The sequence below is a fragment of the Flavobacterium sp. genome (genome assembly GCF_046293665.1).
Classification (GTDB): Bacteria; Bacteroidota; Bacteroidia; order Flavobacteriales; family Flavobacteriaceae; genus Flavobacterium.
On record NZ_JBKBOL010000002.1, the window covers coordinates 125,054 to 142,824 of the forward strand.

At 37.8% G+C, this 17,771-nt stretch carries 15 protein-coding genes and 1 tRNA gene; 15 read left to right on the forward strand and 1 reads right to left on the reverse strand.

All coding sequences use genetic code 11. The features are described 5' to 3' along the window. Positions 1–18: 18 nt before the first annotated feature. Positions 19–783: an alpha/beta fold hydrolase gene (locus ACK4R1_RS05025; protein ID WP_409684322.1), complete on the reverse strand. Its 765-nt coding sequence runs from the start codon at positions 781–783 to the stop codon at positions 19–21. A 390-nt stretch (positions 784–1,173) separates the two neighbouring features. Here ACK4R1_RS05025 and mraZ point away from each other — a divergent pair, with 390 nt between their 5' ends. From mraZ to ACK4R1_RS05100, 15 genes are all read left to right on the forward strand, one after another. After that, positions 1,174–1,647, forward strand: coding sequence for a division/cell wall cluster transcriptional repressor MraZ (mraZ, locus tag ACK4R1_RS05030; protein WP_409684324.1), 474 nt, complete (start codon positions 1,174–1,176; stop codon positions 1,645–1,647). Then, positions 1,622–2,530, forward strand: coding sequence for a 16S rRNA (cytosine(1402)-N(4))-methyltransferase RsmH (gene rsmH, locus ACK4R1_RS05035; RefSeq protein WP_409684326.1), 909 nt, complete (start codon positions 1,622–1,624; stop codon positions 2,528–2,530). The genes mraZ and rsmH overlap by 26 nt, the downstream gene beginning before the upstream one ends. Then, positions 2,527–2,874 carry an FtsL-like putative cell division protein gene (locus ACK4R1_RS05040; protein WP_409684328.1) on the forward strand — a complete coding sequence of 116 codons (348 nt, stop codon included), beginning with the start codon at positions 2,527–2,529 and terminating at the stop codon, positions 2,872–2,874. Before rsmH ends, ACK4R1_RS05040 begins: the two co-directional genes overlap by 4 nt. Beyond that, complete coding sequence (locus ACK4R1_RS05045; protein WP_409684331.1) at positions 2,865–4,874, forward strand: penicillin-binding protein; 2,010 nt, start codon at positions 2,865–2,867, stop codon at positions 4,872–4,874. Before ACK4R1_RS05040 ends, ACK4R1_RS05045 begins: the two co-directional genes overlap by 10 nt. Further along, a complete protein-coding gene (locus ACK4R1_RS05050; RefSeq protein WP_409684333.1) occupies positions 4,871–6,334 on the forward strand; it encodes a UDP-N-acetylmuramoyl-L-alanyl-D-glutamate--2,6-diaminopimelate ligase in 1,464 nt (487 codons plus the stop codon). The genes ACK4R1_RS05045 and ACK4R1_RS05050 overlap by 4 nt, the downstream gene beginning before the upstream one ends. 4 nt (positions 6,335–6,338) lie before the next feature. Continuing rightward, positions 6,339–7,559 carry a phospho-N-acetylmuramoyl-pentapeptide-transferase gene (gene mraY / locus ACK4R1_RS05055; protein ID WP_409684335.1) on the forward strand — a complete coding sequence of 407 codons (1,221 nt, stop codon included), beginning with the start codon at positions 6,339–6,341 and terminating at the stop codon, positions 7,557–7,559. Beyond that, the gene (gene murD, locus ACK4R1_RS05060; RefSeq protein ID WP_409684337.1) at positions 7,559–8,893 is read left to right on the forward strand and encodes a UDP-N-acetylmuramoyl-L-alanine--D-glutamate ligase; all 1,335 of its coding nucleotides are present in this window, start codon (positions 7,559–7,561) and stop codon (positions 8,891–8,893) included. Before mraY ends, murD begins: the two co-directional genes overlap by 1 nt. A 60-nt stretch (positions 8,894–8,953) precedes the next feature. Continuing rightward, positions 8,954–10,264 (forward strand): FtsW/RodA/SpoVE family cell cycle protein, encoded by a 1,311-nt coding sequence (locus tag ACK4R1_RS05065; protein WP_409684339.1) that lies wholly within the window; start codon positions 8,954–8,956, stop codon positions 10,262–10,264. Between the two features lie 37 nt (positions 10,265–10,301). Then, positions 10,302–11,396, forward strand: coding sequence for an undecaprenyldiphospho-muramoylpentapeptide beta-N-acetylglucosaminyltransferase (gene murG, locus ACK4R1_RS05070; RefSeq protein WP_409684340.1), 1,095 nt, complete (start codon positions 10,302–10,304; stop codon positions 11,394–11,396). A 40-nt stretch (positions 11,397–11,436) separates the two neighbouring features. Continuing rightward, positions 11,437–12,777 carry a UDP-N-acetylmuramate--L-alanine ligase gene (gene murC, locus ACK4R1_RS05075; protein WP_409684342.1) on the forward strand — a complete coding sequence of 447 codons (1,341 nt, stop codon included), beginning with the start codon at positions 11,437–11,439 and terminating at the stop codon, positions 12,775–12,777. Further along, complete coding sequence (locus ACK4R1_RS05080) at positions 12,774–13,496, forward strand: cell division protein FtsQ/DivIB (RefSeq protein WP_409684344.1); 723 nt, start codon at positions 12,774–12,776, stop codon at positions 13,494–13,496. The genes murC and ACK4R1_RS05080 overlap by 4 nt, the downstream gene beginning before the upstream one ends. A gap of 6 nt (positions 13,497–13,502) precedes the next feature. Continuing rightward, on the forward strand, positions 13,503–14,882 hold the full coding sequence (gene ftsA / locus ACK4R1_RS05085) for a cell division protein FtsA (protein ID WP_409684346.1): 1,380 nt from the start codon (positions 13,503–13,505) through the stop codon (positions 14,880–14,882). Positions 14,883–14,916: 34 nt separating this feature from the next. Then, a complete protein-coding gene (gene ftsZ, locus ACK4R1_RS05090) occupies positions 14,917–16,878 on the forward strand; it encodes a cell division protein FtsZ (RefSeq protein ID WP_409684348.1) in 1,962 nt (653 codons plus the stop codon). Positions 16,879–17,109: 231 nt separating this feature from the next. Beyond that, positions 17,110–17,559 (forward strand): GatB/YqeY domain-containing protein, encoded by a 450-nt coding sequence (locus ACK4R1_RS05095; RefSeq protein ID WP_409684350.1) that lies wholly within the window; start codon positions 17,110–17,112, stop codon positions 17,557–17,559. Positions 17,560–17,637: 78 nt separating this feature from the next. Next, positions 17,638–17,711 (forward strand) — tRNA-Arg (locus tag ACK4R1_RS05100). Positions 17,712–17,771: the final 60 nt, after the last annotated feature.

A 17,771-nucleotide genomic window follows, 5' to 3' on the forward strand; every position in this document is an offset into this window, starting at 1 on the left:
TCCCAAAAGGACTTTTGTTTATAAATGAACTTCTTTTAACCATTCATGTAACAATCGGTTGAACTCGTCAGGATGTTCCATCATCGCAGCATGACCACATTTGTCAATCCAGTACAATGCTGAATTGGGCATTAATTTATGGAATTCTTCGGCTACTTCCGGTGGCGTAACTTGGTCATTCTTACCCCAAATAATACAGGTTTTTACATGCATTTTCGGTAAATCTTTAGCCATATTATGGCGAATGGCACTTTTGGCAATCGTTAAAGTTTTGATCACTTTGATACGGTCATTCACTACCGAAAAAACTTCATCAACAATTTCTTTGGTGGCTACATTTGGATCGTAAAAAACTGCTTCAGCTTTCTTTTTGATGTATTCATAATCACCGCGTTTCGGATAACTGTCACCCATGGCGCTTTCGTAAAGACCTGAACTTCCGGTAATTACTAATCCTGCTACTTTTTCAGGGTACATTTTAGAATGGTACAAGGCAATATGTCCGCCAAGTGAGTTTCCTAAAAGAATAACACGATCAAAGCCTTTAAAAGTTATAAAATCTTTTACATATCTGGCAAAAGCCTTGACGTTGGTTTTTAAGATGTTTTGGGTATAAATCGGAAGCTCCGGAATCACAACTTTATATCCTTGAGAAGAGAAATAATTGGCCACACCGCCAAAATTACTCAATCCGCCCATCAATCCGTGTAAAATAACGATTGGTGTGCCTTCTCCTGCTTCGAAATAGGAATATTTGCCTTCTTTTTTAAAATTTCCTTCCATGTAGTTTTTTTGACTTTTTACCTCGGCAACAAATATATGATTTTAAAGATAAAAATTGCTTTATAGCAGGAATATTTACTACTAAAATGAAGATTTTCATCAACATTTTTTTAAATGATTTGTGTTTGAATTTTTAGAAATAGGCAAACTCTTTTCTAGTCAAAAAATAAATTTTATGCAGCAAAAAGTCTTAAAATGAGTTTTTTATGATTTTTTTTCTTCCCAATGCTATATTCATTAAACAATCATCAAGAATTGATTGAGGTTGAATTTGTTGCGATTTTGGTAGAAAAAGGAATGAAGTGGTAAAACTTATCAACAAAGTGGTATTTTGTGGTAAATTGTGGTAATAATTTTTATATTTTTGCTAACAACCAAAATAAACTGCAATTGAACTCCATAATCGGAACATATGAATGCAAAGTTGACGCCAAAGGAAGACTAATGATTCCTTCGGCTTTAAAGAAGCAACTGGCTAATTCTCTTCAAGATGGCTTCGTCTTGAAGCGTTCTGTGTTTCAACCGTGTTTGGAATTATATCCAATGACTGAATGGAATTTGATGATGCAAAAAATCAACAAACTCAATCGATTTGTGAAGAAAAATAACGATTTCATCCGTCGTTTTACAGCCGGTGTGAAAGTGGTTGAAGTGGATGATTTGGGGCGATTGTTGATTCCTAAAGATTTAGTGGCTTTTGGTCAGATTTCAAAGGATATAGTGCTTTCATCAGCGGTGAACATCGTTGAGGTTTGGGATAAAAATTTATACGAAAAGTCAATTGCAGGTGATGATATCGACTTTGCTGATTTGGCGGAAGATGTAATGGGAAATATAAATGATGATGGAGATGGAATATCATAACCCGGTTTTGTTGAAAGAAACTGTCGATGGCTTGAATATCAAACCCGATGGGATTTATGTCGATGTGACTTTTGGAGGCGGCGGACATTCAAAAGAGATTTTGAGGCGATTAGGGCCAAATGGCAAATTGTTCGGATTTGACCAAGATGAAGATGCATTAGCCAACGCTTTGCCCGATGAAAGATTTACTTTGATTCACGAAAATTTCAGGTATATCAAGCGTTTTTTGAGATTTCACGGCGTGAAAAGTGTCGATGGTATTTTAGCCGATTTAGGGGTTTCATCGCATCAATTTGATGTTCCGGAAAGGGGTTTTTCTACTCGTTTCGATGCCGATTTGGATATGAGAATGAGTAAAAGAAACGAACTCGACGCACACAAAGTGATTAACGAATACGATGATGCCAATTTGAAAAGAGTTTTTTTGGATTATGGCGAATTAAAAGCCGCACCGGCCATCGCAAGAACCATCATCGAAGCCAGAGAATACAAAACAATCAATACGACTGACGAATTAAAAATGGTTTTGGCCAAATTTTTACCGGATCAGTTCAAAAATAAAATCTTGGCACAAATCTATCAAGCGATTAGAATTGAAGTCAACCAGGAAATGGAAGTATTGAAAGAGTTTTTGGAACAATCGCTTGAAATCTTGAAACCCGAAGGAAGATTAAGTGTGATTTCGTATCACTCTTTAGAAGACAGATTGGTAAAGCGTTTCATGAAAAATGGCTTATTTGAAGGTGAACCGGAACGCGATTTTTTTGGGAATTTTTCAGTGCCATTCAAGTTGGTTGGTAAACTAATTGTTCCTGACGATGCTGAGATTAAAATTAATAACAGAGCGCGCAGTGCCAAATTAAGAATAGCAGAAAAAAGATGAGAAAAGGAGTTTACAGCATATTAAAAGCTCGATTTTTAGTCAATGAAGACGCTACCAAGAACTGGCGATTCATAGTGTTTCTGATTTTGCTGGCCATTTTGATGATTGCTAATGAACATCGTTACGACCAAAAGATTTTCAGAATAGCAGAATTGACTAATGAAGTAAAAGAGCTGCGTTCTGAATTTGTAGACAAACGTTCTGAATTAATGAAATTAAAAATGGAATCGACCGTTTCCGAGAAAATGAAAGAGAGAAATATTTTCCCTTCATCGGTTCCGCCACAAAAAATAAAAATTAACAAACCAGTAGAAAAAAGTTTCTTTCAAAAGCTATGGCAGTAGAAGATAAACATATTTCTTACCGAATTTATTTGGTTGCCTTTTGCCTTCTTATGATGGCGTTTGCAATTGCTTTCAAACTCACCAAAATTCAGTGGGTTGAAGGCGATTATTACCGAAAGCTAGCCAAAGAAAGAACCGTAAAGAATTTTCCGCTTCCCGCCAATAAAGGAAATATATATTCGGCTGACGGTAGTTTGTTGGCAACGTCTATTCCCAATTACAACATTCGTTTTGACGCTATAGCACCAAAACAAGAGGCTTTTGAAAAAAATGTCAAGCCATTAGCCGATTCATTGTCAAAAATGTTAGGCAAACCCAGCAGTTTTTACCATTCTCAATTGACAATGGCTAGAAATAACAAAAATCGATATTTATTAGTAGCGCGTAATTTAAGTTATACCGAGTACATCAAAATCAAAAGTTTTCCCTTATTCAATTTAGGAGCCAATAAAGGAGGAATGATTACCGAGCAAGAAACGGTTCGCGAACATCCAATCGGGAAAATTGCCGAAAGAACCATTGGTTACGAAAGAATCACTCCCGAAGGAAAACCGGACGGAAAAGGAATTGAATGGTCATTCAGAAAATATTTAAATGGAAAAGACGGTAAAGTTTTAAAACAAAAAATTGCCAAAGGACAATGGAAACCCATTCGTGATCAAAACGAAGTTGATCCACAAGACGGTTATGATGTGATTTCAACGATTGATGTTTACATTCAAGATATTGCACATCATGCTTTGTTGAAGCAATTGCAACAATTCAAAGCGGAACACGGTTGCGTAATAGTAATGGAAACCAAAACAGGGAAAGTTAGAGCGATTTCTAATTTAGGAAAGCTAAAAGAATCGGATTCGACCTATTTTGAAACAACAAATTACGCGATTGCAGAATCACACGAACCGGGTTCAACCTTTAAGTTGGTTGATATGATTGCTTTATTGGATGACGGAAAAGTAGACACAAGTCATGTTTACGACAGTCGTGGAGGTATTGTTGAATATAGAGGTAAAAAAGTACGCGATTCTCACGAAGGCGGTTACGGCAAAATTTCATTAGGAAGAGGTTTTGAAGTGTCTTCAAATACCGTTTTGGTACAAGCAGTTTATGAAAACTATAAAGACAATCCTAAAGAATTTGTAGATAGAATTGACAGAATGGGGATGAATAAACCTCTTGGATTGCCATTTCAAGGGGAAGGAAAGCCCTATATTCCACAACCTGGCGACAAACATTGGAGCGCAATTTCATTACCATGGATGGCTTTCGGATACGGAGTTTCAGTTACGCCTTTGCAAACTTTGACTTTGTATAATGCCGTTGCCAATAATGGTGAAATGGTAAAACCCCAATTTGTTTCCGAAATTAAAGAGTGGAACAAAGTCATCAAAAAATACAACAAAGAAATCATCAATCCGAAAATTTGTTCTGATGAAACAGTTAAGAAGCTAAAAGCCGTTTTAGAAAATGTAGTCAAAAGAGGAACAGGCTCTAAACTATATTCCAAAGATTTTTCTATGGCCGGAAAAACTGGAACTGCACAAGCCAATTATGGGAAAAATGGCGGAAGTGAGAAACATTATATTTCTTCTTTCGTTGGTTTTTTTCCGGCAGAAAACCCTAAATATTCTTGCATAGTGGTGGTTCACAAACCGAATACTTCTGGGAATAATTATTACGGAGCCGATGTGGCTGGTCCTGTTTTTAAACGGGTAGCGCAAAAGATTTTTACCGATGCGCCATCAACCAATGAAGTTAGAAATCTGAACCAAAAAATTGCCAAACAAGAAAAAGCATACAATGCCTTCCAAGACAAGTCAAATGCTGATGGGAAAACCATTCCCAATGTAAAAGGCATGAGCGGAATGGACGCTGTGGCACTTTTGGAGAACATGAAAGTGAAGGTAAAAGTCATCGGTTTTGGTAAAGTGAAAAGACAATCTATTCAACCTGGTTCAGCCTTAAATAAAAATCAAATCATCATACTCGAATTATCGTGATTATTTTAAAAGACATATTGTACAAAGTCGCTATCGAAGTCGTAAAAGGTTCGACCGAAATGTCTATTGCCAAAATCGAATTCGACTCAAGAAAAGTGCAGGAGAATGACATTTTTGTTGCGATTCGCGGTTCGGTTTCAAATGGTCACGACTTTATTGAAAAAGCGATAAATCTTGGTGCAACGGTTATCGTTTGCGATACTTTGCCGGATGTGATTGTGACCGGTGTGACTTATATTCAAGTAAAAGACACTAATGCTGCTTTGGCATTTTTGGCTTCCAATTATTATGGCAATCCATCACAAAATCTAAAGTTAGTAGGAATCACAGGAACGAATGGTAAAACAACAATCGCTTCTCTTTTATTCCAATTATTTAAAAAAGCAGGTTACAAAGTTGGTTTGTTGTCTACCGTAAAAATCATGGTAGATGATACAGAATACAAAGCCACACACACAACTCCGGATTCGTTGACTATCAATTATTATTTGGCAGAAATGAATGCCGTTGGTGTAGAATTTTGCTTCATGGAAGTAAGCTCGCACGGTATTCATCAAAAACGCACTGAAGGTTTGCATTTTTCCGGTGGTGTTTTTACCAATTTGTCACACGACCATTTAGATTATCATCCAACATTCGCCGAATATCGAGATGTAAAAAAATCATTTTTCGATCATTTGCCTAAAACTGCTTTTGCCTTAACCAACATCGATGACAAAAATGGGTTAGTAATGCTGCAAAATACCTTTGCTCGAAAACTGACTTATGCTTTGAAATCTTATGCTGAATATAAAGCGCAAATTTTAGAAAATCAATTGTCTGGATTATTGTTGAAAATCAATGAAAATGAAGTTTGGGTAAGGCTAATTGGCACTTTTAATGCTTATAATTTATTAGCAATTTTTGGAACGGCAGTAGAATTAGGTTTAGACAAACTAGAAGTATTGCGTTTGCTTTCTGAGTTGGAAAGTGTTTCCGGTCGTTTTCAATTTATCGTTTCCAACCAAAAAATAACTGCGATTGTAGATTACGCTCATACTCCGGATGCATTGGAAAATGTATTGAGTACTATAAATGATATTCGTACCAATAATGAAAAATTGATAACAGTTGTGGGTTGCGGTGGCGACAGAGACAAAGCCAAAAGACCAATCATGGCAAACATTGCAACAACAATGAGCAATCAGGTTATAATAACTTCCGACAATCCAAGAACCGAAGATCCAATAGATATCATCGCCGATATGGAAAAAGGAGTTGAGCCACAAAATCACAAAAAAACCTTATCGATTGTTGATAGAAGGCAAGCTATTAAAACCGCTTGTCAATTGGCAAGTCCAAATGATATCATCCTAATTGCCGGAAAAGGCCACGAAACATATCAGGAAATACAAGGGATTCGCCATGATTTTGACGATATGAAAATTGTAAAAGAACTTTTAGAACAGCTAAATAAATAAACCTATGCTATATTATTTATTTGAATATCTCGACAAAACCATGGATGTTCCGGGAACGGGAGTTTTCCAATACATTACATTTCGTTCGGCTTTAGCGTTAATTCTTTCTTTGATGATTTCAACCATTTATGGAAAAAAAATAATTAATTTCTTAAGGAACCAACAAGTTGGCGAAACGGTTAGAGAGCTTGGATTACAAGGACAAAATGAAAAAGCTGGAACGCCAACCATGGGTGGATTAATCATTATCATTGCGACATTGATTCCGGTGGTATTGTTGACCAAACTAAATAATATTTACATCATTCTGTTGATAGTAACCACACTTTGGATGGGAACTATTGGGTTTATTGACGATTATATCAAAATTTTCAAAAAAGACAAACAAGGTTTAAAAGGTATTTTCAAAGTAATCGGGCAAGTTGGTTTGGGTTTGATTGTTGGTTCGGTTTTGTATTTTCATCCAGGCGTAACCGTGAGAGATAAAGTTGTAACTACCACCAATCAAAGTGAGAAAATAATTTCTCAAGTGCCGGTTGAACACAAATCAACAACAACGACAATTCCTTTTACCAAAAACAACGAGTTAGATTATGCCAGATTCATAGAATGGACCGGCGAAGGATATGAAAACTGGGCATGGTTAATTTTTATCCCAATTGTGATTTTTATCATCACAGCGGTTTCAAACGGAGCCAATTTAACCGATGGAATTGATGGTTTGGCCGCAGGAACATCGGCGATTTCCGTACTCGCTTTGGGGATTTTTACTTTCGTTTCAGGTAACGTTATTCTATCAGGCTATTTGAATATCATGTATATCCCGAATTCAGGAGAAATGACGGTTTTTATATCAGCTTTCGTTGGAGCATTAATCGGATTTCTTTGGTATAATTCTTATCCGGCATCGGTTTTCATGGGCGATACAGGAAGTTTAACCATTGGCGGAATCATAGCGGTTTTAGCGATTTCGGTTCGTAAAGAGATGTTATTGCCGGTTTTGTGCGCCATCTTTTTTGCCGAAAATTTATCTGTGATTATGCAGGTTTCCTATTTCAAGTACACCAAAAAGCGCTTTGGTGAAGGAAAGCGAATTTTTCTCATGTCACCATTACACCATCACTACCAAAAGAAAGGTTATCACGAAAGTAAAATTGTAACCCGTTTTTGGATTGTTGCCATACTGTTAGCCATTGTTTCCATAGTGACTTTAAAATTGAGATAATGCAAAGATTGGTAATACTTGGCGGAGGAGAAAGCGGTGTTGGAACCGCCATTTTAGGAAAGAAAGAAGGATACGATGTTTTTGTGTCCGATATGGGAAGAATAAAAGATAAATACAGAGAGGTTCTTAAGCTTTATGAGATTAAATGGGAAGACGAAAAGCACACAGAAGATTTAATTCTGAATGCTGATATAGTCATGAAAAGTCCCGGAATTCCTGAAAAAGCACCTTTGGTAAAAAAACTGTTGGAAAAAGGAATTTCAGTGATTTCCGAAATAGAATTTGCGTATCAATTTACCAAAGCCAAAACCATCGGAATAACGGGAAGTAACGGGAAAACAACCACAACAATGTTGACTTACCATTTATTGAAAGAAGGCGGATTGAATGTTGGATTGGGCGGTAATATCGGTAAAAGTTTTGCCTGGCAAGTGGCCGAAGAAAACTACGATTGCTTTGTGTTGGAATTGAGCAGTTTTCAATTAGACGGAATAATCAATTACAAGCCTGATATAGCAATTCTAACTAACATCAGTCCGGATCATTTAGACAGATATGAGTACAAATATGAAAATTATATAGCGTCAAAATTCAGAATAACAATGAACCAAACGGAAGCCGATTTTTTCATCTACGATGCAGATGACGAAGCGATTTCAGGATGGTTACAAAACAACAAAACAAAAGCACAATTAATTCCCTTTTCATTAAGCAAATCTTTTGAAAACGGAGCCTTTATAAAAAACAATATTATGGACATTATCATCAACAACGAGGAATTTGAAATGAAAACAGCGGACATTTCTTTGGAAGGAAAACACAACATGAAAAACGCTATGGCTGCCACTTCAGTCGCCCAATTGATGAAAATCAGAAAGCAAACCATTCGCGAGAGTTTGTCCAATTTTCAAGGCGTTGAACACCGTTTGGAAAAAGTATTGAAAATTCAAAATGTTCAGTACATCAATGATAGTAAAGCGACCAATGTGAACGCAACTTTCTTTGCCTTGGATAGCATGACAGTACCAACCGTTTGGATTGTTGGTGGTGTTGATAAAGGAAATGATTACAGCGAGTTAATGCCTTTGGTACGTGAAAAAGTGAAAGCCATAATCTGTCTTGGTTTAGACAACAAAAAAATTATCGATGCCTTCAGCGATGTAGTAGATATGATGGTAGAAGTAGATAATATGCGCGATGCGGTTAACACAGCCAAACATCTAACCGAAAAAGGCGATGCGGTTTTATTATCACCAGCTTGTGCCAGTTTTGATTTGTTCCAAAATTACGAAGACAGAGGAAACCAGTTTAAAATAGCTGTACAAAATTTATAAAGCAATAAGCCGTAAGCAATAGGCTTTAGGCGAAACACAAGCTTACAGCAGATATAAAATATGAAAGAACTAATTCACAGCTTAAAAGGAGATAAAGTCATCTGGGCATTCGTGGCCTTGTTGGCGTTATTTTCGTTTATGCCGGTGTTTAGTGCAAGTAGTAATTTGGCATACATGCGCCACGGTTCGGGAAATGCATTGACTTATTTATTAAAACACGGAGCGCAAGTATTTGTTGGATTTTTTATTTTATACAAAATCCACAAAGTGCCATATCATTACTTCCGAACGATTTCACGCTTGTTATTGCCGGTCGTTTGGGTGTTGTTAATTTATACTTTGCTCAAAGGAACGATTATAGATGGTGCCAATGCCAGTCGTTGGATTCAAATTCCGTTCATCGGAATTACGTTCCAAACATCAGCCTTGGCTTCTATTGTTCTATACGTTTTTGTAGCTCGATATTTATCCAAAACCAGAGAAACACCAATTACATTCCAAAATTCTTTGTGGGATTTATGGACACCTGTTTTTATCACGGTAATCTTAATTTTGCCGGCAAATTTATCAACAGCAGCGTTGATATTTTCCATGGTTTTAATGCTCGCTTTCATCGGTAAATATCCATTAAAGTACATAGGGATTATTTTGGGAGCCGGAATTATCGGCTTGACCTTTTTTATTTTGGTAGCCAAACAATTCCCTGAAGCCTTCCCAAATCGTGTTGATACTTGGATTAATCGTATTGATAATTTTACCACGGACAAACCGGATGAAGATGATTACCAAATCGAAAAGGCCAAAATTGCCATCGCCTCCGGAGGTGTATACGGTTTAGGTCCGGGAAAAAGTGTACAGAAAAACTTTTTGCCACAATCTTCTTCCGATTTTATTTACGCCATTATTGTAGAGGAATACGGATTATTCGGAGGAGTCTTGGTTATGTGCCTGTATTTACTTTTGTTATTCCGATTTGTCGTCGCTGCACATAAATCCAATTCGCTCTTTGGTAAACTAGTCGTCATAGGTTTAGGATTTCCAATTATTTTTCAAGCAATGACAAACATGGCAGTGGCCGTTGAATTATTGCCGGTAACCGGACAAACCCTACCGTTGATTAGCAGTGGAGGAAGCTCGATTTGGATGACTTGTATCGCGCTCGGAATTATTCTAAGCGTGACCAAAAAAGAAGAAGAAATAGCAGAAGAGTTAGCCGAAAAGCAAAAACGCGAAGATGCTTTGAATAAGCTAATCGATAAACAATTACAAGAACAAGAAGAAGCAGAAAAAATAGCATTACAAACCGAATTGGAAAGTTTTTCTATCGAAGACAAAGCCAATCCAATGAACGCTATATTAAACAAAAAATAATGACTTACCACGACCTTTAGGGCGAGGACTAAGAAGAATGAGCAAATTAAAATTCATATTAAGCGGAGGTGGAACAGGCGGACATATTTATCCGGCGGTTGCGATTGCCAATGAATTAAAATCTCGTTTCCCCGAAGCGGAGTTTCTTTTTGTGGGTGCGAAAGACAAAATGGAAATGCAAAAAGTACCACAAGCCGGTTACCAAATCAACGGGCTTTGGATTGCCGGTTTGCAAAGGAAATTGACATTACAAAACGCCATGTTTCCTTTAAAATTGGTAAGCAGTTTATTGACTTCGCGCCAAATATTAAAAAGTTTCAAACCCGATGTAGTTATCGGAACCGGTGGTTTTGCCAGCGGACCGTTATTACAAATGGCGAATAGTATGGATATTCCAACCGTGATTCAAGAGCAAAATTCTTATCCCGGAATTACCAACAAACTGTTGAGCAAAAGGGCCAATGCGATTTGTGTGGCGTATGAAAATTTAGAAAGATTTTTTCCAAAAGATAAAATTGTATTTACCGGAAATCCAGTTCGTCAGGATTTACTAGATGTGGAAACCAAAACAGCCGAAGGAATAGCTTATTTCAAATTAGATACCAATAAAAAAACGTTATTGGTACTTGGCGGAAGTCTTGGAGCCAGAAGGGTAAACCAATTGATAGCGAAGGAACTCGATTTTCTTTTGCAAAGCGGTATTCAAGTTTTTTGGCAATGTGGAAAATTGTATTTTGATGAATACCAACATTTCAATGAAAGAGAAAATGTACAAGTAGTTGCGTTTATTGATAAAATGGATTTGATTTATGCCGCAGCGGATTTCGTGATTTCAAGAGCCGGAGCATCCTCGGTTTCAGAATTATGTTTGGTGGGAAAACCAACTATTTTTATTCCGTCACCCAATGTAGCCGAAGACCATCAAACCAAAAATGCGAAAGCCATCGTCGATAAAAATGGAGCCATTCTTTTAAAAGAAAACGAATTGGAAGAAAAATTCGAAACCACGTTTTCAGATTTAATCTCCAACAAAGATTTGCAGCTAACGTTAAGCCAAAACATAAAAAAATTAGCCAAACCCAACGCCACAAAAGACATAGTTGAACAGATAATAAAATTGATAAAAACATAGTAATTCAGACACTCAGTGACTCAGCTACTCAGTAACTAAAATGAATCTAAACCAAATCCATAACGTCTATTTCATCGGCATCGGAGGCATCGGAATGAGTGCCTTGGCTCGTTATTTCCAAAACATCGGCAAGAATGTTTCTGGTTATGACAAAACACCCACCATGTTGACCGATGAGTTGATTGCGGGTGGAATGAACATTCATTTTGAAGACAATATTGGTTTGATTCCAAAAGAGTATTATGTTGAAAATACATTAGTAATCATCACGCCGGCGGTTCCTGTTACTCACTCTGAATGGAATTATTTTTTAGAGCGAGATTATGTAGTGAAAAAACGCGCCGAAGTTTTAGGAATTATCACCAAAGACACTTTCTGTTTCGCAGTTGCCGGAACCCACGGAAAAACAACAACGTCAAGTATTCTCGGACACATTCTTTATGAAAGTGGCGCAGATGTTACCGCTTTTTTAGGCGGAATTGTAGAAAATTATAATTCCAATTTAATCGGAAATGGGAAAACGGTTACCGTAGTTGAAGCCGATGAATTCGATCGATCATTCTTGCATCTGCATCCGGATATTGCGTGCGTAACGTCAATGGATGCCGATCATTTGGACATTTATGGCGATGCCACGGCCATCGAAGAGTCATTCCGAGAATTTGCCGACAAAGTAGAAGATAAAAACAATTTATTCGTTCCAAAAGGTTTGTCACTCGAAGGCTTAACCGTCGGAATTAACGAAGAAGCAACCTATAAAGCTTTCAACATCCGAATTGAAAACGGATTCTATGTTTTTGATGTACAAACACCATCCGAAACAATTTGTGATTTGAAATTCGGTTTGCCTGGAAGACACAATTTAATGAATGCCTTGATGGCTTTAGCAATGTCTAAGACTTATGGTACCCCAACCGAGTCCATTGCTAAGGCCTTGGCTTCATTTAAAGGAATTCAACGCAGATTTTCGTACCAAATCAAGACGAATGATTTGGTTTATATAGATGATTATGCACATCATCCAACTGAAATTAACGCCGTGCATCAAGCGGTTCGTGAGTTGTATCCGGATCAAAAAGTGCTTGCGATTTTCCAACCGCATTTGTTCAGCAGAACCAAAGATTTTGCCGATGATTTTGCCAAAAGTTTGTCGCAATTCGATGAAATTTTGTTGTTAGATATTTATCCGGCAAGAGAATTACCGATGGAAGGAATTACGTCAAGTTGGTTGCTTTCCAAAATGAAAAATTCAAATAAAAAATTGGTTTCCAAAGGCGATTTAATTCCAACAATTTTAGAAAATAATGCTAAAATAATTGTAACCATCGGCGCAGGAGACATTGGTGAATTAGTGCCCAAAATTAAATTGGCTTTATCATGAAAATTTTCACATGGACAAATATCAGACTAGTGCTAATGATTTCGGTCGTTATCTTCCTGTTTTCCTTCACTTCGCATCGAAATGCCATGCGGAAAATTAAGAAAACGGAGGTTGTTTTTGTAGGCGAAAACAGTCTTTTTTTGAAACCGGAAACGGTTAATAAATTGTTAATAGAAAAAAATCAGGACCTAAAAACTATCAATAAAGATGGGTTAGATTTGAATAAATTGGAAAAGTCCGTCAACAATCATCAGATGATTCAAAAAGCTGATGTTTTTGTTAGTGTTGACGGTGTTCTAAAAGCAGTGGTGGAACAAAAAACACCAGTAGGCAGAGTGTTTGACGAAACGGGTTCTTTTTATATTGATTATGAGGGAAATAAAATGCCTTTATCAGATAATTACACTGCCAGAGTGCCACTGTTATCGGGGGAAATTACAGCAGTAAAAAAGGAGAAATTATCTGAAGTTTTAGGGATGATTGCTGAAGATGATTTTTTGAGAAAAAATATCATTGGTGTACAAGTTTTGCCTAATGGTAGCCTAATTATGGCGAACAGAAATTACGATTATCAAATCGATTTTGGTAGAACTATTAACATCGAAAGAAAATTTAAGAATTACAAAGCCTTTTTTCAGAAGGCAGTTTTAGATAGCACTTTGGACATGTACCGAAGAATTAATTTGAAGTTTACCAAGCAAGTGGTGTGCATTAAATAGAAGATTATGGAAAAAGAGAATATTGCAGTCGGATTAGACATTGGGACAACCAAGATTGTGGCCATGATTGGCAAGAAAAATGAGTATGGGAAGTTGGAAATTTTGGGTGTCGGTAAATCAAAAAGTCTTGGAGTAGCTCGTGGCGTTGTTAACAACATCACCCAAACCATTCAATCCATTCAACAGGCAGTTCTTGAAGCGGAAAATAATTCAGGTTACAAAATAAACGATGTGGTAGTCGGGATTGCCGGTCAACACATCCGCAGCATACAACACACCGATTACGTCATCAGAACAAACCCTGAAGAGGTTATCAGCGGAAGAGATATCCAATTGCTAATCGACCAAGTAAACAAATTGGCGATGCTACCCGGAGAAGAGATTATTCACGTATTGCCACAAGAATTCAAAATCGACGGACAATCGGAAATCAAAGAACCGATCGGAATGTACGGCGGAAGATTGGAAGCGAGTTTCCACGTAGTAGTCGGACAAGCATCATCCATCAGAAACGTGGGCAGATGCATTCAAAGTTCGGGTATCGAATTGTCGGGATTGACTTTAGAACCATTGGCTTCAGCGGATGCGGTTTTAAGTCAGGAAGAAAAGGAAGCCGGCGTTGCCTTAATTGACATCGGTGGTGGGACAACAGATTTGGCCATTTTCAAAGATGGGATCATTCGTCATACAGCGGTAGTGCCTTTTGGAGGAAACGTAATTACAGACGATATCAAAGAAGGTTGCTCGATTATCGAAAAACAAGCAGAATTATTAAAAGTAAAATTTGGATCCGCTTGGCCGGGTGAAAATAAAGACAACGAAATCGTATCAATTCCCGGATTACGTGGAAGAGATCCAAAAGAGATTTCGCTTAAAAATTTATCGAAAATCATTCACGCCAGAGTAGTGGAGATTATCGAACAAGTGTTCACCGAAATTAAGGCTTACGGACACGAAGATCCACGTAAAAAATTAATTGCCGGAATCGTATTAACCGGTGGTGGTTCGCAATTGAAACACATCAAGCAATTGGTAGAATACATTACTGGAATGGACACCAGAATAGGCTATCCTAACGAACATTTAGCCGGCAATTCAGGAGAAGAAATTTCAAGTCCGTTGTTCGCCACAGCAGTCGGATTAGTGATGAACAGCATTGAAAATAATTCGAATAGTGCTTACAAAATTGAATTAAAAGAGGTAACGCAAGAAGTACCAAAACAAAACATACAACAACCGGTTTTTGAACCAAAAGAAGAAGAGGTTTCGAATGAAGTAATAGTAGAAGAAAAACCAGAACCTGAAACCACTGAAAGTAAAATCAGACGTTCTTTTTTTGACCGCTATGTTGACAAGATTAAAGATTTTTTAGATAACGCAGAATAGATTAAACAGAATAAATACCTAACACCAAAATAGTATGATAAGCAACTCAGAATTTGGAAGCATCTCATTTGATTTACCAAAGAATCAATCAAATGTGATCAAAGTAATCGGTGTTGGTGGCGGCGGAAGTAACGCTATCAATCACATGTTCAAACAGGGAATCAAAGGTGTAGATTTCATCGTTTGTAATACCGACTCACAAGCACTTCAAAACAGTCCGGTACCCAATAAAATCCAGTTGGGTGTAAACTTAACCGAAGGTCTTGGCGCAGGCGCAAATCCGGATGTTGGACAACAGTCCGCTTTGGAGAGTGTAGGCGACATCGAAAAAATGTTAGACAGCAATACCAAAATGGTTTTCATCACAGCCGGAATGGGCGGTGGAACCGGAACGGGTGCAGCTCCTGTAATTGCGCAATTGGCTAAAGAAAGAGACATTCTTACCGTTGGTATCGTGACGATTCCTTTCCAATTTGAAGGAAAAGTGCGTTCGGAACAAGCGCTGTTGGGTGTTGAAAAATTAAGAAAACAAGTCGATTCTTTGATTGTTATCAATAATAATAAATTAAGAGAAGTTTACGGAAACTTAGGTTTCAAAGCCGGTTTCTCTAAAGCTGATGAAGTGTTGGCGACAGCTTCTCGTGGTATCGCGGAAGTAATTACACACCACTACACGCAAAATATCGACTTAAAAGACGCGAAAACCGTTCTTTCCAATAGTGGTACTGCTATTATGGGTTCTTCTGTAGCAACCGGTGACAACCGTGCTAAAGAAGCCATTATTACTGCCTTAGATTCTCCTTTGTTGAATGATAATAAAATCTCCGGTGCTAAAAACGTATTGTTGCTTATCGTTTCTGGCTCAAGCGAGATTACTATTGATGAAATCGGAGAAATCAATGATCATATCCAAAGTGAAGCAGGTTATAATGCCAACATCATTATGGGAGTTGGAGAAGATGAAACGTTAGGCGAAGCTATTGCTGTGACGATTATCGCAACCGGTTTCAACGTAGAACAACAAAACGGCATCGTAAACACCGAAGCGAAGAAAATTGTTCACGCTTTAGAAGACGATCAAAAATTGGTGCGCGACTTAACCCAAAAACCGGTCGAAGTATTCCAAACCATCGATACGCCCGTAGCCGAAGTTAAAGAAGAGAAAATCGTATTTGAATTAATCGAAGAAGAATTGGAAATACCAACAGTAGCTCCAACTGCCATTGATGACAACGAACTAATCGCGATGAACCAATTCATCCGCAACTTAGATGTGACTTTCGAAATCGTATCGCCTATCAAAGACATCGATTTCAAAGTAACTACTCCGGAAGTAAAAGCCATGGAAGTGGTTGAACCACAAAATATCATCGAAGAAGAGCAAATCACTTTCACTTTCGATATGCCGGCCGCAACGCCAGTATTCGAAAAAGTAGAAAAAATAGAAGCTGTTGAAGAAACCAAGATTGTTTTTGATCTGTCTGCAGACGCTAATGATATCATTGTAAACGAAGCAGTAGAATTTGTTCCGGTTACCGAAGTTAACGAAGGCGGCGTAATCAAATATTCTCTGGAAGAATACATGGAGTTGGAAAACGACTTGCTAAACTCAAAACCGGTTGCTAAAATCGTAGAAGAGCCAATCGCAGAAGAGTTGAATATTACCATGAAACCAGTGGCCGAAATCGAAAAGCCACAAACCGCTTCAATAAATTATTTCGATGATGCTTCTCCGGTAGAAATGACGATCGAAGAGACTTTGAAACACAGAGCCGACGAACGCAGAAGAAAATTAAAAGAGTTCAATTACAAATTCCACAATAATCCGTCAAGAATTGAGGAAATGGAAAAAGAACCGGCATACAAACGCCTTGGTGTTGACCTGTCAAACAACGCCGACAATAGTTCAAACTCAAGAATGTCTTTGGGCACTGATAGTAACGACGATTTACAAATCAGAACCAACAATTCTTTCTTGCACGATAATGTAGATTAGTCTGCCATTTTTCTAATCGCATAACCCGAAAATTTCCTTGAGATTTTCGGGTTATTTTTTTACCTTCGCAGTGCTTTTTAGGAGCGAATGGCTCGGGCAGTTTCACCCCGAAGCTTCGGGGCTTATTCCCGCTGTCCGCAGTATCTCTTCGAGGATACTTGCTCCCATCGGGGCTAAAAAGCCAACCATTCAGAGAAAACCAAGAAGTCTAATTATCTAACAATCTAAAATATGAGTTTAGAAACCCAAATCATGGACGAAATGAAAAACGCCATGAAAGCCAAAGATACTGTCGCTTTAGAAGCGTTAAGAGCCATCAAATCGGGTATCATTTTAGCCAAAACAGAAGCCGGAGCCAAAGATACCTTATCTTCTGAAGATGAAATTAAATTGTTACAACGTTTGGTAAAAATGCGCAAAGATAGCGCTGCGATTTTCCAACAACAAAACCGTCAGGATTTAGCCGAACCAGAATTGGCACAAATAGCCGTAATCGAAAAATTCCTTCCGGCACAATTGTCAGAAGCAGAAGTAGAAGCCATCGTTGCCAAAATCATTGCAGAAACCGGCGCATCAGGAATCGCTTCCATGGGAAAATTGATGGGATTGGCTTCAGCCCAACTAGGCGGTTCTGCAGAAGGAAAAACTATTTCAACTATCGTTAAAAAATTATTAGTTTAATTTTAGAATAAAGAGAATAGGTATAGAAAACAGACTGAATCTTTTTTCTTTTCTCTATATTCTATTTTTTTTCAAAATGGCTGCGTAGTTCAACTGGATAGAATATCAGATTTCGGCTCTGAGGGTTGGGGGTTCGAATCCCTTCGCGGTCACGAATAAATACAAGAACCAAGAAAATGTCCAAGCTCGCTTGAGCATTTTCTTGGTTCTTG